Genomic DNA, 20,901 nt, shown 5'->3' on the forward strand with positions numbered 1-20,901 from the left:
CGGTCATGCGCGCACCTCGGCAGGAACGTGACGGTCGAACCAGCGGGCGACGGGCGCCAGGGCCGGCTGGTCCAGATTGGCGTTCAGGTGTCGCCACATGCGCGGCAGGAAATGGCGGTATCGCGGCTTGCCGTCGCGCGCGATCAGCCGGGCGAAGATGCCGATGATCCGCGCCTCGTTCAGGGCGGCGAGGCCGGCGTAGTCGGCCATGAAGGCGGCGCGGTCGACCTGGGGCCGCAGGGCGAAATAGCGGTCCAGCGCCTCGGCCTCCAGCGCCGGCGACACGTCTCGGCGGGCGTCCTGAAGCAGGGAGTGCAGGTCCCACGACGGGTGGGCGCGCACCGCGTCCTGAAAGTCGATCATGCCGACGCGGGCTGGGCCGTCGCGCTGGGGCAACCAGATCAGGTTCTCCGCATGATAATCGCGGTGGGCCATGACCGAGGCCCCGGCCGCGCCCGAGGCGACGATGGGCGCCCAGGCCGCGCGCCAGTCGGCGATGGCGGCGGCGTCGAAGCGGACCCGATCGTCGAGCTTCGGCAACCATTCGACGAACAGATCGGCCCCGCCCTGCAGCGCCGTCTCGTCATAGGTCAGCAGCGGCCAGTCGCCGCCGGGGCCGTGCAGGGTTTCGGGCGGAGCGCCGGCCTCGTGCAGAACGGCCAGGGCCTCGATGGCGGTCAGATAAAGCGGCGTCTCGTCGGCGCCGTCTTCGATCACGCGGGCGAACAGGTCGTCGCCGAAATCCTCCAGCACGGCCAAGCCGTCGGCGGCGTCCAGCGACGGGATTTCGGGGGCGGACAGGCCCAAAGACTTCAGATGGGCGGCGACGGCGGCGAAGGCCTCGATCCGGCCGGCGGACAGGCGGGCGACGGCGTTCCAGCCGGCGGCGCGACGCTGCTCGGGCGTCCAGTGCGGATCGCACGGCTGGCTTTCGGCGGCGGGCGCCTGATCCATCAGCATCAATGTAGGGCCGGTCGTCGGCGTCAGCCGCTCATACCGCCGCGTCGAGGCGTCACCGGGCAGGGGGGCGCGCACGGCGTCGGCCAGGCCGGCGGCCTTCAGGAAGTCGAGACGGAGGGTTTCGCGGTCAGACATGCAGTTCCTTCAGCCCCGTTTCCCATCGGCCTACGCCGGAAACGGTCGCAAGGCGGCCGTCACCCTGTTCGGAGATTTCGATGATCAGCTGATCCGGCCCCAAAAACCGGCCGGGATCGTCGCCCAGACGCTCGGGCCATTCGATCACGGCGCACCCCTCGTCCAGCGCCTCGTCCAGGCCGATCTCGAACGCTTCTTCCGACCGGGTCAGGCGATAGAGATCGAAATGGGCGACCGGCGGGTCGCTTTCGTAGAACTGGACTAGGGTGAAAGTCGGGCTTGGCACGTCCTCGTCCGGCGTGGTCAAGGCGCGGATCAGGCCGCGAGCTAAGGTCGACTTGCCCATGCCCAGCGGACCGTAGAGCAGCAGACTGTCGCCCGCCGCCAGCAGGGGGGCGATGGCCTGGCCCAGGGCGGTGGTGGCCTCGGCGTCGGGCAGCGCGATCTTCATGGAAACACCGCGTCGTGGTCGGCGGCCAAAGTCCGCTCGGTGAAGGTCTTCAACGCCTCGGTGGCCTTGCCAGCGTCCACGTCCAGCCGTTCGGCGGGAATGGGCAGGCCGACATCGACGCCGAACGGCTTACCTTCCTTGTTCAGCAACTCATGAAACAGCGTCACGTCGCGCAGCTCCTGCGAGACCTTGTCGAACAGGTGAAACAGCCGGCTATAGGGGCCGGTGACGTGCACGGGGATCACCGGCGCGTCATACTTGCGCGCCATCGAGGCGGCGGTCGGCGCCCATTCGGGATCGGTCAGTACGCCGTTCTTCTCGCGCGCCAGACGACCGGCGGGGAACATGACGACGCAGCGTTCCGCCTCGAACGCCTCCCTGGCGGCGTTCAGTGTGGCGCGGGTCTTTTCGCGGGTGCGTTTGTCGTGGACCCATTCGACGGGGATGATGGTCTCGTCCAATCGCGGCGAGACACGGATGGCGTCGGCGTTGGCGAAGAAGATCATGTCGCTGCGCCGCCGTTTGAGCGCGTCGAATACGGCGACCCCGTCGGCGATGCCGGTGGGGTGGTTGCAGACGACGACGCAGCGGCCGGTCGCGGGCAGGCGCTCCAGATTCGTCGTGGTCACCTTCAGCCTCAGCAGGTCCGAGACAAAATCGAAGGTCTCGGTCCCCGACAGGTCGCGGATGGCGTCGGCCATTCGCACCGCCGCCCCATAGCCTAGCACGCCGTAAAGCGCCGGCCGCACGACCGGCCACAGCGGCGAACTGGTCAGGCGCGGCGCGCGTTCGGCGATCAGCACATCGACGATGTGGGGCTGACGGCGGGCGGGAAGGGTGGCGGCGGTCATGAAAGATCGCTTGTCGCCGGTTCGGTCGGAGGGGGCAAGATGCGCGGCGTCGTGGACGCTTGGCGATCGGACGGGCGGCCCCTATCACTGTCGAAAAGCTGTGGGGAATGAAAACATGACGCGTTCACGCTGGATGGCGGCGGTCGCCCTTGGAAGCCTGATCCTGGCCGCCGCGCCCAGTCTGGCGCAGCAGGCCTCGTCCGCGCCGGCCGCCGCCCCCGCCGCCCCAGCGCCCGCATCGCGCGGCCTGTCGCTGAAGGATCTGGCGATGATGGAGCGGGTCAGCGAGCCGCGCGTCTCGCCGGACGGCCGCCAGATTGTCTACGCCGTGCGCACCACCGACTGGGACGGCAACAAGGGCACCAACGGCCTGTGGCTGGCGGACGTGTCGGGCGGCGAGCCGCGCAAGTTGGCGATCTCGGAAGGCGGCGCCTCGGGCGCGCGCTGGGCGCCAGATGGAGGGGGGATCTATTTCCTGTCGTCGCGGGGCGGATCGAACCAGGTCTGGCGCACGGATGCGGCCGGGATGGCGGCGGCCCAGGTGACGACCCTGCCTTTCGACGTGTCGGGCTTCCGCATCGCGCCGGACGGCAAGTCGCTGGTCCTGGCCGTCTCGATCTTCGTCGATTGCGACACCCTGGCCTGCACCAAGACCCGGCTGGACGCCCGAGGCAAGTCGACGCTTCAGACCTATGACCGTCTGCCGATGCGCGACTTCGACCACTGGGTCGATACACGCCGCACCCATCTGTTCGTCCAGCCGCTGAACGGGTCTGGTTTGAGTGGCGGCGAACCACGCGATCTGATGGCGGGCCTCGATGCCGATGTCTCGACCGGTGATTCCAGTTTCGACATTTCGCCGGACGGCCGGACCCTTGTTTACGGCACGCAGACGCAAGGCGCGGGCGAAGCCTTCACCAGCAACAGCGACGTCTTCCGCGTGGCGCTCGGCGGCGGCGCGCCGGTCAATCTGACCGAGACGAACAAGGGATCGGACGGCAATCCGGTCTTCTCTCCGAACGGTCGCCAGCTGGCCTGGCTGTCGGCGCCGCGCGAGAATGTCGGCGGGGATCAGGCGGCGGTCTGGGTGGCTGAGGCCGACGGCTCCGGCGCCAGGAAACTGACCGACTGGGATCGCGGCGCGGGCGGCCTGCAATGGCGCACCGATGGCCGGTCGCTGCTGGTCTCGGCGGCGGACGAGGGCCAGAACCGGCTGTTCTCGGTCGACGCCCGCACCGGCCGGATCACGCCCCTGACCGGAAACGGCACGGTCGGCGCCTATGAGGAGAAGGCCGGGGTCTTGGCCTATGCCCACGAAAGCTTCGTCGCCCCGACCCAGATCTTTGTTCAGACGCGGGGCGAACCCCGCCAGATCAGCCGCCAGAACGCCGAGGTGCTGGCGCAGATGGACCTGCCCAAGGGCGAGGCCTTCACCTTCGCCGGCTGGAACAACGAGCCGGTGCAGGGCTGGGTGTTCAAACCGGCGGGCGCGGTCGAGGGCCGGCGCTATCCGGCGGTCTATCTGATCCACGGCGGGCCGAAATCGCCCTGGACCGAAAACTGGTCCTACCGCTGGAATCCGCAGGTCTATACGGCGGCGGGCTATGCGGTGGTGATGATCAACTTCCACGGCTCGCCCGGCTATGGCCAGGCCTTCACCGACGCGATCAACGATCACTGGGGCGACCGGCCGCTGGAGGACCTGGAGAAGGGCTGGGCGGCGGCGCTGTCCAGCAATCCGTGGATCGACGGCGACCGGGCCTGTGCGCTGGGCGCGTCCTACGGCGGCTATATGGTCAATATGATCGCCGGAAAGTGGAATGGGCCGTGGCGCTGCCTGGTCAACCACGCCGGCGTGTTCGACGTGCCGCAGCTGATGAACGCCATGGATATCGGCAACTTCATCTGGGAGTTCGGCGGTCCGAGCTGGGAGCGCAAGGCCGTCTATGACGCCTTCAACCCTGAGACCTACGCCGGCGACTGGAACAAGCCGATGCTGGTGCTGCATGGCTCCAAGGACTTCCGCGTGCCGATGGAGCAGGGGCTGGCGACCTTCTCGGCGCTTCAGCGTCAGGGCGTGCCCAGCCGGTTCGTCCATGTGCCGGACGAGAACCACTGGGTGCTGAAACCCCGCACCTGGGTCGACTGGCAGCAGGAAATCCTGGATTGGGTGGGCCGCTATACGGCGCCGGCGGGCTGAGCGACCCATTGACGCGCCTTGGCAGGGTGCTACGCCTCGCGGCCAGAAAGCTTCGCGAGGAAGATCTTGATGCGTCACCGTTCCCTTCTGTCCGCCGCCTGCGCGTCTGTTGCGCTGATGAGCGCCGCGCCTGCCCTGGCCCAGACGCCGCCCGCGCCGGTTCCGGCCGCGCCCGCGACGCCTGACGCCTTCACCTATCAGGACATGATCTCGGCCAACCGGCTGGGCGATCCGCAGGTGTCGCCGGACGGCCGCTATGTCGTCTATTCGGTCACGACCACCGATGTTCAGGCCAACAGCCGCGCCGGCAGCCTGTGGATCCTGGACCTGAACGCGCCGGACACGGCCCCGCGCCGCCTGGCCATCTCGGATCAGGGCGCCAACACCGCGCGCTGGGGCGGGGACGGCAATCTGTACTTCCTGTCGGGCAAGTCTGGCGCGAGCCAGGTCTGGCGCGTGGCCTCGCCCACGTCGGCGCCGGTTCAGGTGACGAACCTGCCCACCGACGTGAACGCCTATCGGATCAGCCCTTCGGGCGACAAGGTGGCGGTGTCGCTGGCCGTCTATCCCGATGCGGCCGATCTGAACGCCTCGGTCCAACAGGGCAAGGCCATCGCCGAGCAGAAAACGACGGGCCAGGTCTATGACCGCATGTTCGTGCGTCACTGGGACACCTGGAACGACCACACCCAGAACCACCTGTTCGTCCAGTCGATCGGCCGCGACGGCAAGGCCACGGGAACGCCGACATGGATCACGAAGGGCTTTGACGGCGACACGCCCTCCAAACCCTTCGGCGACGAGAGCGAGTTCGTCTTCACGCCGGCGGGCGACGCCGTGGTCTTCTCCGCGCGTCTGGCCGGTCAGACCGAGCCGTGGAGCACCAACTTCGACCTGTGGAAGACCAACGGCCTGTCGGGCGACGGCACCTTCACCAATCTGACCGACGGCAACGACGCCTGGGACACCGGCCCGGTCTTCTCGCCGGACGGACGGACCCTGGCCTATCGCGCCATGGCGCGGCCGGGCTTCGAGGCCGATCGCTATCAGATCGTGCTGATGGACGTCGAAACGGGCCAGAAGCGCGAGATCGCCTCGAACTGGGATCGCTCGGCCGACACGCTGCAATGGTCGCGCGACGGCCAGACGCTGTACACCACGGCGGGCGACGTCGGCTCGACCAAGCTGTTTTCGGTGGATACGCGCAACGGCGTGGTGACGCCGATCACGGGCGCGGGCCACGTCTCGGCCTTCCAGCAAACGCCGTCGGGCTTCGTCTTCGCCCAGGACAGCCTGCGCGAGCCGGGCGACCTGTATTTCAAGACCTATCTGGGTCGCGAAATGCCGCGTCGTCTGACGCAGTCCAACCCCGCCTTCGCCGCCAAACAGTTCGGCGAGTATGAGCAGTTCAGCTTCGCCGGCTGGAACAACGAGACGGTCCACGGCTATGTCATCAAGCCGGCCGGATACGTCGAGGGCCGCAAATATCCGGTCGCCTTCCTGATCCACGGCGGGCCGCAGGGTTCGTTCGGAGACGGTTGGTCCTATCGCTGGAACCCCGAGACCTATGCGGGCGCGGGCTATGCGGTGGTGATGATCGATTTCCACGGCTCGACCGGCTACGGCCAGGCCTTCACCGACGCGATCAGCCAACACTGGGGCGACCGCCCGCTGGAAGACTTGCAGAAGGGCTGGGCGGCGGCTCAGGCGAAATACAGCTTCCTGGACGGCGACAACGCCTGTGCGCTGGGCGCCTCCTACGGCGGCTATATGATCAACTGGATCGCCGGCAACTGGTCCAATGAATTCAAATGCCTGGTCAACCACGACGGCGTCTTCGACACCTTCGGCATGGGCTATTCGACCGAAGAACTGTGGTTCACCGAGTGGGAATACGGCGGCACGCCCTGGGACAAGCCGGAGGGCTACCAGAAGTTCAACCCGGCCAACCACGTTGATAACTGGAAGACGCCGATGCTGGTGGTGCAGGGCGACCGCGACTTCCGCATCCCGACCGCCCAGGGCCTTTCGACCTTCACCGCCCTGCAACGGCGCGGCATCGACAGCCGCCTGATCGTCTTCCCTAACGAAAACCACTGGGTGCTGAAGCCGGCCAACAGCCTGCAATGGCACAATGAGGTGTTCGGCTGGCTCAACAAATATCTGACGCCGACGCAGTAAGAAGCGTCCTTCCGGACGACAAAAAAGGGGCGCGGTCTGACGACCGCGCCCCTTCTTCATGCCCGCTTGATCGGGATCAGAGCGCCGCGCGCTGCATCGGCGCGCCAGCAAGACGGTCATACTGATGCGCCGTCATGCAGCGCGGCGCGGCCCAGCGCTGGCCCGACTGATAGGCGGCGACCGCTTGTTGAGCCGTGACGAAGCTCGGCGTCGCGCCGTGGTCGCGCTGATAGGCCGTGCGTGAGGCCACATCGGTTCCGCATACCCTGACGGTTTGCAGCACGGCCGCGCGCTCGGCGGGGCGCGGACTTTGCGCCAGCGCCGGCGTCGTTGCGGTCGCCAGGGCGGCGGCGATCAGGGCGGGGGTCAGAAAACGGGTCATCGGCAATCCTCCACGGCCTGAATTAAGATCAGGACTCTGACGAATTATGCGCCAATCCTGAAGTTTGTAAAGATTATGCGACAACTTCGCGTCAGATCGACGACAAGCTGACCCTGCGGCGCCAAACCGGGGCTGGTGCGTTTCCTCTGGCTGACGGAGACAGGCGATTGTCGAACCCACGGAATTGGCGCACTTTTCGGGCCGACCTGAACCAGCGGGCATGGGGGCCGGCCGGGGCGCGTTTTTGCAGCTGGCGCGACTGGTTGCGCGACAACGATCCCGTCTATGCGGCGGCTCGACGACCGGGGACGGCGGAAAAATGGGCGGCGGGCGTGGTGCTGATCGTCGTGGCGGCCGTGGTTCTTTTCCTGGCCCTGTTCGACTGGAACATGCTGCGCGGGCCGATCGGCCGCTGGGCCTCGGTCAAATACGATCGCGAGATCGCCCTGACCGGCGATCTGGACGTCAATCTGTTCAGCTGGACGCCGTCCGCCGTGGTGCGGGGGTTGAAGATCGGCGGCCCCGACTGGGCGCGCGATCGCGACACGGCCGACGTCGATGAGGTCCAGGCTTCGGTGCGCCTTCGAAAGCTGCTGGCCGGTCAGGTGGAGATGCCCCTGCTGAGCTTCACCCGGCCCCGGGTCGTGCTGATCTCCACCAAGGACGGCCGCAAAAGTTGGCAGTTGAATCCCGACAAGCCCGACGACGGCGAAGGGCTGAACCTGCCGGTCATCCAACAGCTGGTCATCAAGGACGGCCAGCTGACCTTTGAGGAACAGCGGCGCGGACTGACGCTGGAGGCGGCGGTCAATGCGCGCGAGGCGGCCAGCGGTCAGGCGGGTTTCGTGCTGGACGGGCGCGGCGATGTGCGCGGCGCGCCCATGACCGTCAGGATCGAGGGCGGTCCCTTCATCAACATCCGGCGCGATCGTCCCTATCGGTTCGAGGCGGATGTGACCGGCGCGGATTCGTCCCTGGTCGCCAAGGGGGCGATCACTCGACCGTTCGATCTGGGGCGGTTCGATGCGACCATGACGATCCAGGGCCGCAACATGTCGGACCTCTATCTGCTGACCGGCGTCGCCCTGCCCAATACGCCGCCGTATCGGCTATCGGGGGCGCTGAACCGCGATCGGCGGGTCTGGACCTTCAAGGATTTCGACGGACGCGTCGGCGCGTCCGATCTGTCGGGCGAGGTGAAGGTCCAGTCGGGCCAGCGTCTGCGCGTCGACGCCGACCTGACCTCGCGCCGTCTGGACATCGACGATCTGGCCGCTGTCCTGGGCGCGCGGACCCGCACCAATGCGGCGGGCACCGACACCGAGGCGCCGGTCGTGGTCGGCGGCAAGCTGCTGCCGGACGCCAAGCTGCAGACCGAGCGGCTGCAGACCATGGACGGCGCCCTGTCCTATCGGGCCGGATCGGTGAAGGCGAACGCCTTCGACGTACGTCAGGTGAACCTGGGCGCCGACCTGAAGGACGGCATCCTGAAGCTGGATCCGATCAGCTTCGACTTCAACCGGGGCGCGCTGAACGGCACGGCGCGGATCGATGCGACGAAGGACGCCCCCTACAGCTCCGTCGATCTGCGTCTGGCCGGCTATCCACTGGAGTCCATCATCCCGGCGCGCAACGGCTCGGCGCCCGTCACCGGCAGGGCGCTGGGCCGGGCGAAGCTGGAGGGGCCTGGCGCCTCCATTCATGATTTCGCTGGCGCGTCGAAAGGCTCGCTCAGCCTGGTCGTGCCGAACGGCAAGATGCGGGCGGCCTTCGCCGAACTGCTGGGCATCAACGCCAGCGCGGGGCTGCTGAAGCTGTTGAGCGGAGATCAGTCGGAAAGCCAGATCCGTTGCGCCGTCGCCGACTTCAACGTCAGCGGCGGCACGGCGACCGCCCGCACCTTCGTCATCGACACCGATGTGGTGCTGGCCCAGGGCAAGGGCAGCATCAATCTGGGCGCCGAGACGATGAACCTGCGGATCGAGGGCGAATCCAAGAAGCCGCGGCTGTTGCGCCTTTGGGCGCCGATCACAGTCTCGGGCCCCCTGACCGCGCCCAAGGTCGGGGTCGATGTCGGTTCGGTGGTGTCGCAGGGCGGTCTGGCGGGCCTGCTGGGCGCGGTGGTGGCGCCGGTGACGGCCCTGTTCGCCTTCGTCGATCCGGGCCTGGCCGAGGACGCCGACTGCGGCCGGCTGATCGCCAACGCCCGCTGATCGTTGATGACGACGACCGATCCGGCGATCCGAGCGTATTGTGGGTGATGGAGCCTTTCGCATGACACGCCGTGGACTGTTCGCACCTGCCCTTGGGCTTCTCGCCGCCGCATGCTCGCCGCTGAGCCTGCTGAACACCTTGGGACCGAGAGACGGCGGCGTGCGACGCGTCGCGCGCGACATTCCCTATGGCGACGATCCGCGCCAGCAGATGGATCTCTATGCGCCGACCGCGCCTGGCCCCTATCCGACGCTGGTCTTCTTCTATGGCGGCGGCTGGGATTCGGGCTCGCGCGGCCAGTATGGCTGGGCGGCGCAAGCCTTGGCGGCGCGGGGGTTCGTGGTCGCCCTGCCGGACTACCGCGTCGTACCCCAGGCAGTCTTCCCGGCCTTCATCGAGGACGCGGCCGCCGCCACGGCCAAGGCGGCCGAGGTGGTTGGGCAATACGGCGGCGATCCGGCGCGGCTTGGCGTGCTGGGCCATTCGGCGGGCGCGCATCTGGCGATGATGATCGCCCTGGATCGACGCTATATGGCCGCTGTCGGTCGGCCTGACCTGATCAAGGCGGCGGCAGGTCTCGCGGGCCCCTACGACTTCCTGCCATTCGACGTGGCGGCGTCGCAGAACGCCTTTGGGCGCGCGCCGGATCCGACCCTGACCCAGCCCGTCACCTTCGTGCGCGCCGACGCCCCGCCGATCTGGCTGGGCCACGGCACGGCCGACACAGTGGTCCACGACGAGGACACGGTCATTCTGGATGATCGGATGCGCGCGGTGGGCGGGCGCTCGGAGGCCAAGCTCTATCCGGGTCTGGACCACGCCGACCTGATCGCGACCTTCTCGCCCCTGTTCCGCAAGAAGGCGACGGTGCTGGCTGACGTGACGGAGTTCTTCCACCGGCAGCTGGGCTGAACCGACGAAGAATGGTGCGGGCGGCCGGGGTCGAACCGGCACTCCTTTCGGAACTGGATTTTGAGTCCAGCGCGTCTACCAATTCCACCACGCCCGCAGCGGAAGGACCGCCTCATGCCACAGAGGCGAAGGCCGCGTCCAGCCCGAAGCGTCAGGCCGCGACCTCCACATGGCTGTCCGTGCCGCCGGACTGGATGCGGCGGGCGCGGATGTACATTTCGACGCGCTGCATCACGATCAGTCCCATGGCGAAGACCAGGAAGGCGTCGGTGACGGCCAGGGCGTTCAGATGCCAGGCGGCGGCGTGGCTTTCGATCAGGTCGCGCAGCAGCGACCGACCGGCGAACAGCACGACCAGGAGGATCAGACCCAGAGGCGAGGCCTGGGCCATGAGGGAACCGTCCGGCTCCTTTTCGATGGTGACGGTCTTGCCGCGATACCAGCCGGCGACGCCGCCCAGGAGGCCGCCGATGGCCAGCACCGCCCAGGCGTCGGGGCCGAACGGCGCATGGGCCATGTTCGGGTTCTGCGCCGACCCCCAGATGCCCAGGCTGATCAGCGGCAGGACGATGGCCGGCATGACCCATAGCAGCTGCGGCTTCAGCACGCGCTTCCGACGGTTCTTCAGCAGCACCACCACCAGCATGATCGGGATCATGAGCAGCGGAATCAGTTTTTCAGGCGGCACGTCGTCTCTCCCCAAAGACAGGATGCGGCCTCCCCCGAGGCCGCTGTCGGCACCCTAGCGGCGTCAGTCCGCGCTGGATAGCGGCGCGACCGTCTGTTCGATGGCGCCGAAGATCGAATGATGACGGTCGTCCAGCATTTCGATCCGCACCGTGTCGCCGTGTTTCAGGAAGGGCGTCTCGGCCGCGCCGCGCAGGATGGTCTCGACGGTGCGGACCTCGGCGATGCAGGAATAGCCCAGGCCGCCTTCCGAGACCGGCTTGCCGGGGCCGCCGTCGGCGTCCTTGTTCGACACCGTGCCCGAACCGATGATGGTCCCGGCGCCCAGCGAACGGGTCTTGGCCAGGTGAGCGATCAGGGTTCCGAAGTCGAAGGTCATGTCGACGCCGGCGTCGGCCTTGCCGAAATCCTGGCCATTCAGTTGCACCGAAAGGGCGCCGTGCAGCTTGCCGTCCTTCCATCGGTCGCCCAGCGCCTCGGGCGTGACCAGAACGGGCGACAGGGCGCTGGCGGGCTTGGACTGGACGAAGCCGAAGCCCTTGGCCAGTTCGGCGGGGATCAGGTTGCGCAGGCTCACGTCGTTGACCAGGCCGACCAGGCGAATGGCGTCGAGCGCCTGTTCGCGCGTCGCGCCCTGCGGCACGTCGCCGACGACGACCACGATCTCGGCCTCCAGGTCGCAGCCCCAGGCCTCGTCGGCCAGCGGGATCGGATCGCGCGGCGACAGGAAGCTGTCGGAGCCGCCCTGATACATCAGCGGGTCGGTCCAGAAGCTCTCGGGCATTTCGGCGCCGCGCGCCTTACGAACCAGTTCGACGTGGTTCACATAGGCCGAGCCGTCCGCCCATTGATAGGCGCGGGGCAGGGGCGAGGCGGCGTCGCGCTCATGGAAGCGGCCGCGCGGCACGGCCTCATGCTCCAGACTTTCGGCCAAGGCCTCGAGACGGGGGCCGCAGCGGTCCCAGTCATCCAGCGCCGCCTGCAGCGTCGGGGCGATCAGGAAGGCGTCGGTGAACCAGTTCAGGTCCTGGGAGACGACAACGAGGCGGCCGTCGCGGCCGTGCTTGAGCGAGGCGAGTTTCATGACCAAGGCCTAGACCGGATTTGCGATATTGGGAACGGCGGAATCAGTCGGTGGCGGTCAGCAGGGCGCGGGCCTCGGCGCCGGTGCGGGCGGCGCGGTCGCGGACCTCGACCTCGACGATGACGCCGCCCTCAGGCTCGACGGCCCACAGGTAGCGACGCTCGACCTCGACCGTGCGGCCGGACGGGGCGAAGCCTTCGTAACTGTCGCCCCAAGGGGTGATCTTCCTGACCTCGACGAAGGGCATGGCGCAGGCGGCGTCCAACTCCTCGTTGGCCATCACGGTCAGTTCGTCATCGGATGCAGGCATGGGTCTCGGTCTGGAAAAAAAGAGAGTCTAATTCGTTTAATTGGTCTGAACGGGCGCTCAGGGTTCGTCGGCGTAGATGGCGACGCGGGCGGGGTCGGTCGAGGAGGCCGCGCCGCGATACATGCCCGAGGTGGACATGGCGAAGGCGGGGCGGCCATCCAGGCTCATGACGATGACGCCGCCCTTGCCGCCCAGACGATCGGCGTCAGCGATCTCAGCCTGACCGGCGGCCTGCGTCGTCGCGCCTCCCGCTATCCGCGCGCAGATGTCGCGGGCGACGGTGGCGCGGATGAAATATTCGCCGTCGCCGGTGGCGGACACCGCACAGCCGTCGGCGTTGGAGGCATAGGTGCCGGCGCCGATGATCGGCACGTCGCCGACTCGTCCCCAGCGTTTGGCGGTCATGCCGCCGGTCGAGGTGGCGGCGGCGAGACGACCTTGGCTGTCCAGCGCCACAGCGCCGACCGTGCCGAACTTCTTCTCGTTCAGGGGCGGGGCGACTTGGGCCTGAGCGCCCGGTAGAGGCGCGCCGGCGGGGCGTTCGGGGATCGGCTGTCCGGCCTCGGTCAGAGCCTTGACCAGCCCTTGCCAGCGCCGCTCGGTGAAGAAGAAGGACGGATCGACCTGCTCCAGCCCGACCGAGGCGGCGAAGGCGTCGGCGCCGGGGCCGATCAGCATGACGTGGGGCGACCGCTCCATCACCGCGCGGGCGGCGGCGACGGGATGACGGGTGGTGGTCAGGCCGGCGACGGACCCGGCGGTCAGGTCCGATCCGTTCATGACGGCGGCGTCCAGCTCGTTACGGCCGGCCGCGGTGAAGACCGCCCCGCGCCCGGCGTTGAACAGCGGATCGTCCTCCATGACCTGAACGGCGGCCTGGACCGCATCCAGCGCCGAGCCTCCGCTTTTCAGCACGGCCGAACCGGCGTCCAGCGCGCCTTGCAGCGCCCCGCGATAGGCCGCGTCCTGCTCGGGCGTCAGGCTGGATCGCTCGATCACGCCCGCCCCGCCGTGAATGGCCAGCGACCAATGCGGCGCGACGACCTGGGCGTGGGCCTGGGCTGAGGAAAAACACAGTGCAAAGAGTGCAATCAGTCCCGAACAGGCGATGCGCATCGTGAACCTCCTCCGCGCCAAAAAGTGGGTGCAACTGGTGCACTTTACCCCAAGGACGCCGGTCGGTCGCAGTGTAACGCCGCCGTTGGGCGTGTCAGGTCGATTGGCCGAAGAAAATCGGAAACGTCGCAAGATCAGTGGGTTGGTTCTTGGCGATAGGATGGTTTGCCGACCCGGGCCCGGGCCGGGTCCGCCCATTGAGCGGAAGGCCGCTTTCGACCTAATACCGGGCTGCCGCATCGACGTATTGCAGGCGTTCGCGGATTGGATTTAGGACGGCTGATGATCATCGCCACGATGCTGCTCGCTCTTAGTCAAGCGGCGCCACCTGCCGCAATGCGGCCTGAACCTGCTGTTTGCGATTTGTCCGAGCGGGATCCAGCAACAGGATCTCGGCTTTGGTGTCCTGCCGAGCTCCGGCGGCGCATTCCGCGAGGCCTGATGACCACGATGCCAATAGAAGGGATCGGCAAGGGTTGGACGCTGTTGAAATGCGACCTAGGTGAAGGCGGCGTGACGACGGTGTGGGGTATTGTAGATGAGTCGGAACCGGGGTCTTCGTTCGGGGCATGGGCAGTACGCGCCCAGCTTAGAGCTACTGCGCAGACCACCGACGGCAGTTTCCCTCCGGCGGGCGATAGCTACTATGCCTTTGCTCGATGGGAAGTTCGCTAGAGGCCGCAAACTACCCGCAGCAAGACTCCCGTTTTGCCCGTTCGCCGCATAGACCAGCCGCCCCTCACCCCCGGTGGTGCAGCCGCTTCCACACCTGATAGCCGATGATGGGGGCGAAGCCGCAGAGGAGGGCGGCGATCAGGACCATCCAGAAACCGCCGCCCAGCCAGTATTCGCCGGCCAAAGCACCGGCGCCGGCCGCCAGGACCGGGCCGAGCCAGGGCAGCCAGGTCGGCGGCCGCATCGTCATTCAGGCGTCGACCTTGATGACGCCGCGACGGATTTGGTCCAGCTCGATGGAGTCGAACAGGGCCTGAAAGTTGCCGTTGCCGAAGCCTTCGTTGCCCTTGCGCTGGATGATCTCGAAGAAGATCGGGCCAAAGGTGTCCTGGGTGAAGATTTGCAGCAGCAGGCCTTCCTCGTCCGAGCCGTCGATCAGGATGCGGTTCTTGCGCATCCGCTCCACGTCCTCGCCATGGTTGGGCAGGCGTTTGTCGATCAGTTCGAAATAGGTCTCGATGGTGTCCTGGAAGGCGACGCCGCGTTCCTTCATCGCCTCGACCGTCTCGAAGATGTTCTCGGTCGTCAGGGCGATGTGCTGGATGCCTTCGCCGTTGTAGCGACGGATGAACTCCTCGATCTGGGAGTTTTCGTCCTGGCTTTCGTTCAGCGGGATGCGGATGGCGCGGTCGGGCGCGATCATGGCCTGGGAGAACAGGCCCGTCGCCTTGCCCTTGATGTCGAAATACTTCTGCTCTTCGAAGTTGAAGATCGAGTTGTAGAAGCCCGACCAGGTGCGCATCTGGCCGCGACGAACGTTGTGGGTCAGGTGGTCCAGGATCTCCAGGCCCATCGAGTTCTTGCGCTCGGCTTCTTCCCAGCCCTCGATCTCGTCCCAGGCGTCATAGAGCGAGCCGGCGTCGCCGTACTGGTCGATGACATACAGCAGCGAGCCGCCGATGCCTTGCAGGATGTAAGGATAGTCGTCGCCCAGCGCGCCGCCGGCGGCGTCCGTTGCGGCGACGGCGCCGCGGGCCAGGGCGCCCTCATAGGCGGCCTTGGCGTCGGTGGTGCGGAAGGCCATGCCGTTGGCGGACGGGCCGTGATCCTTGGCGAAGTCGGCGGCCTGACCCTTGGGCGAGCGTTGCACCAGGAAGCTGATATCGCCCTGCTTCAGGCGCACCACGTCGGTCTTGGGGTTCACGTGGGTCTGGGTGAAGCCCATCAGTTCCAGGCGCGAAATCATCGCCTCGGGCTCGGGGCCGGTGAATTCGACGAACTCGAAACCGTCGACGCCGAGGGGGTTTTCCTGGTCGATCTGTTCCGCCGTGGCCAGATCCTGGGGCTGGGTCATGTCGTTCATGGCGCGTCTCCCGCGTAGCTTTTGAGGCGGGCTTAACCGAAAGGGGCCGCCGATTGGCGCGGAACCTAGTCACAGATGACGACGGAGCCAAGACGAAGCCACGGGGTCGTGATGACGGGTGGCCCCAGAAGCCCCGTTTGCCGTCCTTAGGCGATCAGCGCAGGACGGGCTCGGGATCGACCAGCCGGACGTCGTGCATCTGATCCAGATAGGCCTCGTAGTAGCCCTTGTGCGAGGCGCCGACGATGGTCAGCAACCGCGTGCCCGGATAGCGGCCCAGGACATCGCGCATATTGGCGACCATGCGCAGATTGCGCGTCTCCCAATAGCCGAGGTAGCGCCGACCGAAGGCCTGCGGCGACGGCTCGACCAGATTTGCGCCGAAATCGGACTGATAGGCCATGGCCGGGACGGTCGGTGCATTGTAGGCGCGGTACATCTGAAGAAGGCCGCCCGGCTGATCCAGGGCGGCGCTCAGCCGTTCGTCTTCCGCCCGACAGGCCGTGATGGCGGGATTGTCCCAGGCGGCCATGACGGCGTCCTGTGATGCCTTCTTCTCCACAGGGTCGGCGGGGTCGGGCGAATCGGCGGAGTGGTCATCGACGCTCCATAGCCGTTCCAGTCCCAGGCGCGCGGCGAGGGGGGCGGAGATCAGGAAGGTCTCGTTGGCCTGTTCCTCGATCTGGTTCAGCACGCCGACCAAGGCGTCGTTCAGGCCGTCCCCGGCGATGCGGTCCTGGGCGGGCAAGCGAAGCCACTGGACCAGGGCCGATCCCCGCTCGCCAGCCGCCAGGAAGACCGCCGCCAGATGACGCCGCTGGGCCGCCGTGGGCTGATTGGGCCATTCTGCCAGCAGTCGCTCGGCCTCGGCGTTGGCGGCCGGCACGTCCAGGCCGGTCGCCAGGGCGGCGGGGGCGGGATCCCAGCAATAGGTTTCAACCGTCTCGGCATAGCGCGACGGATAGCGACGCAGGCTGTCGCATTGCAGGCCCGACAGGTCCTCGGTCGCGATGGCGGTCGGCTTCCACGCCGCCAACCGATCCAGCAGCGGCGCCAGGCTCTCGGCCTTGAAGCCGTCGCCCATGTTCGACAGGTGCGGCGTGCCCAGCACCAGAACCTCGTTCAGCGCGCCGGCCGGCGGTCCCTTCAGCTGATCGGGATGGAAAGGCTGGTGGTAGTCTTGTGCGGTTGCGGGCAGGGCGGTGGCCAGCAGCGCGCCGAAGGCGACAAACAGGATGCGGGAGGAACGAAGAGGCAAGGCCATGACACGCCGTGGAAGGAATTTGAGAAGGATCGACCGTCGGTCGGTCACGCCACCTTCCACGGATCACCGCCCGGGCGTCCGTTAATTCTTGGACATCTAAGGCTACGCTTGCAGGGCTGGAAGTCTGTCTGCGTCAGCCAGGCAGCCAGCGCGTGGCCCATTCGGCGCCCATCAGAAGGCCGGTCCCGAGCGCGCCCAGGATGGTCAGCCACACGGCGGTTACGGCGCAGCCGGCGAGGACGAACAGGCCGTCGCGTTGGATCAGGCCGACTGACAGCAGGGCCAGGGCGATGGAGGGGATGGTGTTGGTCAGGGGCATGACGATGGTGACGGTCGCCAGGATCATGAAGACGGCGGCCAACTTCTCGCCCGGTCCATCGGCGAACCGGCGCAGGCGGGGGCGCGACAGCCGGTCGATCCAGCCCAGTTTGGTTTCGGCGAAATCGGCCATGGCCTTCAGCCACGATCCCTTGCACCGCAGGTTTAGAAACCAGCGCGGCAGCCACGGCTCCTCGCGCCCGACCAGCATCTGGCCGGCCAGCAGGATGACGATCAGCCCGACCACCTGCGGCACGCCGTAAAGGCCCGGCACGAGGCAGGGGATTGAGAGCAGCAGGATCAACAGGCCATAGGCGCGCTCGTCCAGCCGGTCCCGGATTTCGTGCAGGGTCAGCCCGGCGTCGCCGCCGTCGTCGGCCAGCCGCCGCAGCAGCCGGGTGACGTTATGGCTGACGTCGTCCTGCTGGACCGTGGACGGGGAAGAGGCGGAGGTCGTCATTCAGGCGCTCTAGCAGGTGGACGTGACGGCCGAGGATGACGCAACGCCGCAGGGGTGCTAACGCGCCGTGCCGCCTTAAGGATCGCCATGCTGCGCAAACTCTATGACCGCGTCTTCGATCTGGCGCGCAGCCGCCATGCGACCAAGGCCCTGGCGGTCGTCTCCTTCGCCGAGAGTTCGTTCTTTCCGATCCCGCCCGACGTGATGCTGGCGCCCATGATCCTGGCGCGGCCGCAGAAGGCGTATTTCTACGCCGCCGTCTGCACTGCAGCGTCGGTGCTGGGCGGGATTCTCGGTTATGCGATCGGCTATTTCCTGACCGATCTGGGTCTGGCGATCATGCGGGTGCTGGGCCATTCGGACGGGCTTGAGCAGTTCCGCGCCTGGTTCGATCAGTGGGGCCTGTGGGTCATTCTGATCAAGGGGCTGACGCCCATACCCTACAAGCTGGTGACCATCGCCTCGGGCCTAGCGGCGTTCAGCTTTCCGGTCTTCATGGCCGCGTCGGTCGTGACGCGGGGCGGACGGTTCTTTCTGGAAGCGTGGATCCTGAAACGCTGGGGGCCGGCCATGCTGGCGCAGGTCGAAAAGCGGCTGGCGATGTGGAGCGTGATCGGCCTGGTCGCGCTTGTCGCGTTGATCGTCGTCCTGAAGCTTCTGTAAGTCGACGCGGCCGCAGGGGCGGGGTAAGACCGTTTCAAGATGATCGATGTCTATCGCCTTCTGACCCGTTGGTGGACCGCCTTCGCCCTGGCCGCGTCGCTGGCCATGCTGGGCGCGGCCCACGCGTTCGAACGGTTCGGCGGCCTTGCGCCCTGTAACCTGTGTCTGAAGCAGCGCGAGGTCTATTGGGGGGCGGTGGTCGTCGCGGTGCTAGCCACAGGCTGGACCCTTTTCAGCGGCGGACGCCGGGGCACGCCGCGCATCGCCGCCTTCCTGCTGGCGGCCGTGTTCGCCACAGGCGCCATCACGGCCATCTTCCACATGGGCGGCGAATATAAATGGTGGGCGCTGCCTGCGACCTGTTCGTCCGTCGGCGGCTCGGTCGATATGGACAGCCTGACGGCGCTCGCCATGGGCACGGGGCCGGTGACCAAGGTGATCGGCTGCGGCGATGTGGCCTGGAGTTGGCTGGGTCTGTCGATGGCAGGATGGAACGCGATCATCGCCTTGGCGCTTGCGGTGTTCAGCCTGTTGGCGGCGAAACGTCCCAAGGACGCCCGTGCGCCCCGGATCGAAAAGGCCTGATGCGATGAGCCATTCCATTCCTCTCCCTCGTCCTGGCCAAGGCGCAGACAAGGCGCGGATGGACGAAATCCTGCGCGTCGACCACGCCGGGGAATATGCGGCCGTCCTGATCTATCGCGCCCAGAAGGCGGTGTTCGAGGGGCGCAAGGGGCGTGACGGCATCGCCCGCGACCTGTCGGAGATGCAGGACCAGGAGGCGGTGCATCTGGCGCGCTTCGAGCGGCTGCTGAACGAGCGGCGGGTGCGACCCACGGTCATGACGCCCCTGTGGCGCATCGCCGCCTCGGCCCTGGGCGCCGGCACGGCCCTGATGGGTGAAAAGGCGGCACACGCCTGCACCGAAGCGATCGAGAGCGTGATCGAGAAACACTATGCCGACCAGATCGCCGAGATCGGCGACCGCGATCCGGCTCTTGCCGCCGAGCTGAAGCAGTTCCGCGATGAGGAACTGGCCCACCACGACCACGCCATCGAACACGGCAGCCGCGAGGCGCCCGCCTATCGGCTGCTGTCCGGCGTGATCAAGGTCGGCTGCAAGGCCGCGATCAAGATCAGCGAGCGGGTCTGACGCGTCTCCTCCCCACCTGTGGGGAGGGGGACCGCGAAGCGGTTGAGGGGATCTTGAAGTCCCTCAGATCTTTGCGATGCGGCGAAGAGCCCCTCCGTCGCGGCGCTAAAGGAGCGCCGCGCCACCTCCCCATCGCTGCGCGACAGGGAGGAGACGAAAGTCAGTAAATCTCGAACAGCCCGGCCGCGCCGCTTCGAGACGCTGGCGTTTCGAACCTGTGTCTCATGTGGGCGCGGCTTTCGGGCTTTCTCAATAAATCTCGAACAGTCCGGCCGCGCCCATGCCGCCGCCGATGCACATGGTGACCACGCCGTATTTGGCCCCGCGACGCTTGCCCTCGATCAGGACGTGGCCGGTCATGCGGGCGCCGGACATGCCGTAGGGGTGGCCGATGGAGATGGCGCCGCCCGACACGTTCAGACGGTCGTCGGGAATGCCCAGCGTATCCTGACAATACAGCACCTGAGCCGCGAAGGCTTCGTTCAGCTCCCAGATGCCGATGTCGTCGATGGTCAGGCCGTGGCGCTTCAGCAGTTTGGGCACGGCATAGACCGGGCCGATGCCCATTTCGTCAGGCTCGCAGCCGGCGACCGCCATGCCGCGATAGGCGCCGAGCGGTTGCAGATTGCGCTTCACGGCCTCGCCGGCCTCCATGACGACGCAGGCCGAGGCGCCGTCCGACAGCTGCGAGGCGTTGCCGGCGGTGATGAACTCGCCCGTCTGGATCTCCTCGCCGCCGCCGAAGACGGGCTTCAAAGCCTTCAGCCCTTCCAGCGTCGTATCGGGACGGTTGCCCTCGTCCTTGGACAGGGTGACCTCTTTCGATGAGGTCTGGCCGGTGGCCTTGTCCATGACCAGCATGGTGGTGGTCATGGGCACGATCTCGGCGTCGAACCGACCGGCGTCCTGGGCGGCGGCGGTGCGATGCTGGGATTTCAGCGCATATTCGTCCTGGCGGTCGCGGCTGACGCCGTAGCGGCGCGACACCACCTCGGCCGTCTCCAGCATCGACATATAGATGTGGGGCGACAGCTTCAGCAGCGCCTCGTCCTTCATCCGGTATAGGTTCATATTCTGGTTCTGCACCAGGGAGATGCTTTCCAGCCCGCCGCCGACCGCCATCTTCTGCTGATCGAAGACGACCTGTTTCGCCGCCGTGGCGATGCCCATCAGGCCCGAGGCGCACTGACGATCCAGGCTCATGCCGGGAACGGAAGAGGGCAGGCCGGCGGCGAGCGCGATCTGGCGCGCGACGTTGGTGCCGGTCGAACCCTGCTGCAGGGCCGCGCCCATGACGACGTCCTCGATCTCGGCCGGATCGACGCCGGCGCGCTGGACCGCGTGCTTGAGCATGGGCGCCGAGCTGCTGCGCCTGGGTGTCGTTGAAGGCGCCGCGATAGGCGCGCCCGATGGGCGTACGGGCGGTGGAGACGATGACGGCTTCGCGCATGGGCTTTCCTCCTGGGGCTATCGCCCTTCGGGCTACTTGAGCCCATTCTTGTTTGGCCTATCGCGCTTGGCG

Annotated in this window: 19 protein-coding genes, 1 tRNA gene and 1 pseudogene; 7 read left to right on the forward strand and 14 right to left on the reverse strand. The window is 67.2% G+C overall.

Annotation, left to right across the window (positions count from 1 at the left end; genetic code table 11):
- Nucleotides 1-3: 3 nt before the first annotated feature.
- The 3 genes from amgK to PFY01_RS04145 are packed head-to-tail and all read right to left on the reverse strand — an operon-like array spanning nt 4 to nt 2,397.
- On the reverse strand, nt 4-1,095 hold the full coding sequence (gene amgK, locus PFY01_RS04135; RefSeq protein WP_271042527.1) for an N-acetylmuramate/N-acetylglucosamine kinase AmgK: 1,092 nt from the start codon (nt 1,093-1,095) through the stop codon (nt 4-6).
- Nucleotides 1,088-1,546, reverse strand: a complete 459-nt coding sequence (tsaE, locus tag PFY01_RS04140) for a tRNA (adenosine(37)-N6)-threonylcarbamoyltransferase complex ATPase subunit type 1 TsaE (RefSeq protein ID WP_271042528.1) — start codon at nt 1,544-1,546, stop codon at nt 1,088-1,090. The genes amgK and tsaE overlap by 8 nt, the downstream gene beginning before the upstream one ends.
- Entirely contained in the window at nt 1,543-2,397 is an 855-nt protein-coding gene (locus tag PFY01_RS04145) for a GNAT family N-acetyltransferase (protein ID WP_271042529.1), read from the reverse strand. The genes tsaE and PFY01_RS04145 overlap by 4 nt, the downstream gene beginning before the upstream one ends.
- 115 nt (nt 2,398-2,512) lie before the next feature.
- On the opposite strand from PFY01_RS04145, the gene PFY01_RS04150 reads away from it, so the two are divergent.
- On the forward strand, nt 2,513-4,597 hold the full coding sequence (locus PFY01_RS04150; protein WP_271042530.1) for a prolyl oligopeptidase family serine peptidase: 2,085 nt from the start codon (nt 2,513-2,515) through the stop codon (nt 4,595-4,597).
- 69 nt (nt 4,598-4,666) lie between these two features.
- A complete protein-coding gene (locus PFY01_RS04155) occupies nt 4,667-6,778 on the forward strand; it encodes an alpha/beta hydrolase family protein (RefSeq protein ID WP_271042531.1) in 2,112 nt (703 codons plus the stop codon).
- Nucleotides 6,779-6,854: 76 nt separating this feature from the next.
- Here the strand turns inward: PFY01_RS04155 and PFY01_RS04160 are convergent, their stop codons facing one another.
- Nucleotides 6,855-7,160 (reverse strand): hypothetical protein, encoded by a 306-nt coding sequence (locus PFY01_RS04160; RefSeq protein WP_039246031.1) that lies wholly within the window; start codon nt 7,158-7,160, stop codon nt 6,855-6,857.
- A 263-nt stretch (nt 7,161-7,423) separates the two neighbouring features.
- On the opposite strand from PFY01_RS04160, the gene PFY01_RS04165 reads away from it, so the two are divergent.
- Nucleotides 7,424-9,373, forward strand: a complete 1,950-nt coding sequence (locus tag PFY01_RS04165) for an AsmA family protein (protein WP_271042532.1) — start codon at nt 7,424-7,426, stop codon at nt 9,371-9,373.
- Nucleotides 9,374-9,434: 61 nt separating this feature from the next.
- The gene (locus PFY01_RS04170; RefSeq protein ID WP_271042533.1) at nt 9,435-10,286 is read left to right on the forward strand and encodes an alpha/beta hydrolase; all 852 of its coding nucleotides are present in this window, start codon (nt 9,435-9,437) and stop codon (nt 10,284-10,286) included.
- A gap of 12 nt (nt 10,287-10,298) precedes the next feature.
- Here PFY01_RS04170 and PFY01_RS04175 read toward each other — a convergent pair.
- The 9 genes from PFY01_RS04175 to PFY01_RS04215 form a co-directional block, all read right to left on the reverse strand.
- A tRNA-Leu gene (locus PFY01_RS04175) sits at nt 10,299-10,383 on the reverse strand.
- A 54-nt stretch (nt 10,384-10,437) separates the two neighbouring features.
- Nucleotides 10,438-10,974, reverse strand: coding sequence for a CcdC protein domain-containing protein (locus tag PFY01_RS04180; protein WP_271042534.1), 537 nt, complete (start codon nt 10,972-10,974; stop codon nt 10,438-10,440).
- 63 nt (nt 10,975-11,037) lie between these two features.
- Nucleotides 11,038-12,057, reverse strand: a complete 1,020-nt coding sequence (locus PFY01_RS04185; protein ID WP_271042535.1) for a fumarylacetoacetate hydrolase family protein — start codon at nt 12,055-12,057, stop codon at nt 11,038-11,040.
- A 43-nt stretch (nt 12,058-12,100) separates the two neighbouring features.
- Nucleotides 12,101-12,367, reverse strand: coding sequence for a hypothetical protein (locus PFY01_RS04190; protein WP_066627839.1), 267 nt, complete (start codon nt 12,365-12,367; stop codon nt 12,101-12,103).
- Between the two features lie 57 nt (nt 12,368-12,424).
- Nucleotides 12,425-13,483 (reverse strand): isoaspartyl peptidase/L-asparaginase family protein, encoded by a 1,059-nt coding sequence (locus PFY01_RS04195; RefSeq protein ID WP_271042536.1) that lies wholly within the window; start codon nt 13,481-13,483, stop codon nt 12,425-12,427.
- A 739-nt stretch (nt 13,484-14,222) separates the two neighbouring features.
- Nucleotides 14,223-14,408 (reverse strand): hypothetical protein, encoded by a 186-nt coding sequence (locus tag PFY01_RS04200; protein ID WP_055807817.1) that lies wholly within the window; start codon nt 14,406-14,408, stop codon nt 14,223-14,225.
- Nucleotides 14,409-15,521 (reverse strand): 4-hydroxyphenylpyruvate dioxygenase, encoded by a 1,113-nt coding sequence (hppD, locus tag PFY01_RS04205; RefSeq protein WP_271042537.1) that lies wholly within the window; start codon nt 15,519-15,521, stop codon nt 14,409-14,411.
- A gap of 154 nt (nt 15,522-15,675) precedes the next feature.
- A complete protein-coding gene (locus PFY01_RS04210; protein WP_271042538.1) occupies nt 15,676-16,779 on the reverse strand; it encodes a DUF5694 domain-containing protein in 1,104 nt (367 codons plus the stop codon).
- Nucleotides 16,780-16,918: 139 nt separating this feature from the next.
- Entirely contained in the window at nt 16,919-17,563 is a 645-nt protein-coding gene (locus PFY01_RS04215; RefSeq protein ID WP_271042539.1) for an exopolysaccharide biosynthesis protein, read from the reverse strand.
- A gap of 87 nt (nt 17,564-17,650) precedes the next feature.
- On the opposite strand from PFY01_RS04215, the gene PFY01_RS04220 reads away from it, so the two are divergent.
- The 3 genes from PFY01_RS04220 to PFY01_RS04230 are packed head-to-tail and all read left to right on the forward strand — an operon-like array spanning nt 17,651 to nt 19,379.
- Nucleotides 17,651-18,226, forward strand: coding sequence for a YqaA family protein (locus PFY01_RS04220; protein WP_112863464.1), 576 nt, complete (start codon nt 17,651-17,653; stop codon nt 18,224-18,226).
- 39 nt (nt 18,227-18,265) lie between these two features.
- A complete protein-coding gene (locus tag PFY01_RS04225) occupies nt 18,266-18,811 on the forward strand; it encodes a disulfide bond formation protein B (protein WP_271042540.1) in 546 nt (181 codons plus the stop codon).
- Between the two features lie 4 nt (nt 18,812-18,815).
- Nucleotides 18,816-19,379 (forward strand): demethoxyubiquinone hydroxylase family protein, encoded by a 564-nt coding sequence (locus tag PFY01_RS04230; protein WP_271042541.1) that lies wholly within the window; start codon nt 18,816-18,818, stop codon nt 19,377-19,379.
- 249 nt (nt 19,380-19,628) lie between these two features.
- Here the strand turns inward: PFY01_RS04230 and PFY01_RS04235 are convergent.
- Nucleotides 19,629-20,829, reverse strand: a pseudogene (locus PFY01_RS04235) (acetyl-CoA C-acyltransferase).
- Nucleotides 20,830-20,901: the final 72 nt, after the last annotated feature.

The organism is Brevundimonas vesicularis, from assembly GCF_027886425.1.
Lineage (GTDB): Bacteria > Pseudomonadota > Alphaproteobacteria > Caulobacterales > Caulobacteraceae > Brevundimonas > Brevundimonas vesicularis_C.

Coding starts and splice junctions, on each gene's coding strand:
- amgK (WP_271042527.1), bottom strand. CDS start 1,095: ATGTCTGACCGCGAAACCCTCCGTCTCGACTTCCTGAAGGCCGCCGGC.
- PFY01_RS04170 (WP_271042533.1), top strand. CDS start 9,435: ATGACACGCCGTGGACTGTTCGCACCTGCCCTTGGGCTTCTCGCCGCC.
- PFY01_RS04155 (WP_271042531.1), top strand. CDS start 4,667: ATGCGTCACCGTTCCCTTCTGTCCGCCGCCTGCGCGTCTGTTGCGCTG.
- PFY01_RS04230 (WP_271042541.1), top strand. CDS start 18,816: ATGAGCCATTCCATTCCTCTCCCTCGTCCTGGCCAAGGCGCAGACAAG.
- hppD (WP_271042537.1), bottom strand. CDS start 15,521: ATGAACGACATGACCCAGCCCCAGGATCTGGCCACGGCGGAACAGATC.
- PFY01_RS04150 (WP_271042530.1), top strand. CDS start 2,513: ATGACGCGTTCACGCTGGATGGCGGCGGTCGCCCTTGGAAGCCTGATC.
- PFY01_RS04160 (WP_039246031.1), bottom strand. CDS start 7,160: ATGACCCGTTTTCTGACCCCCGCCCTGATCGCCGCCGCCCTGGCGACC.
- PFY01_RS04200 (WP_055807817.1), bottom strand. CDS start 14,408: ATGACGATGCGGCCGCCGACCTGGCTGCCCTGGCTCGGCCCGGTCCTG.
- PFY01_RS04225 (WP_271042540.1), top strand. CDS start 18,266: ATGATCGATGTCTATCGCCTTCTGACCCGTTGGTGGACCGCCTTCGCC.
- PFY01_RS04185 (WP_271042535.1), bottom strand. CDS start 12,057: ATGAAACTCGCCTCGCTCAAGCACGGCCGCGACGGCCGCCTCGTTGTC.
- PFY01_RS04145 (WP_271042529.1), bottom strand. CDS start 2,397: ATGACCGCCGCCACCCTTCCCGCCCGCCGTCAGCCCCACATCGTCGAT.
- PFY01_RS04220 (WP_112863464.1), top strand. CDS start 17,651: ATGCTGCGCAAACTCTATGACCGCGTCTTCGATCTGGCGCGCAGCCGC.
- PFY01_RS04215 (WP_271042539.1), bottom strand. CDS start 17,563: ATGACGACCTCCGCCTCTTCCCCGTCCACGGTCCAGCAGGACGACGTC.
- PFY01_RS04190 (WP_066627839.1), bottom strand. CDS start 12,367: ATGCCTGCATCCGATGACGAACTGACCGTGATGGCCAACGAGGAGTTG.
- PFY01_RS04195 (WP_271042536.1), bottom strand. CDS start 13,483: ATGCGCATCGCCTGTTCGGGACTGATTGCACTCTTTGCACTGTGTTTT.
- tsaE (WP_271042528.1), bottom strand. CDS start 1,546: ATGAAGATCGCGCTGCCCGACGCCGAGGCCACCACCGCCCTGGGCCAG.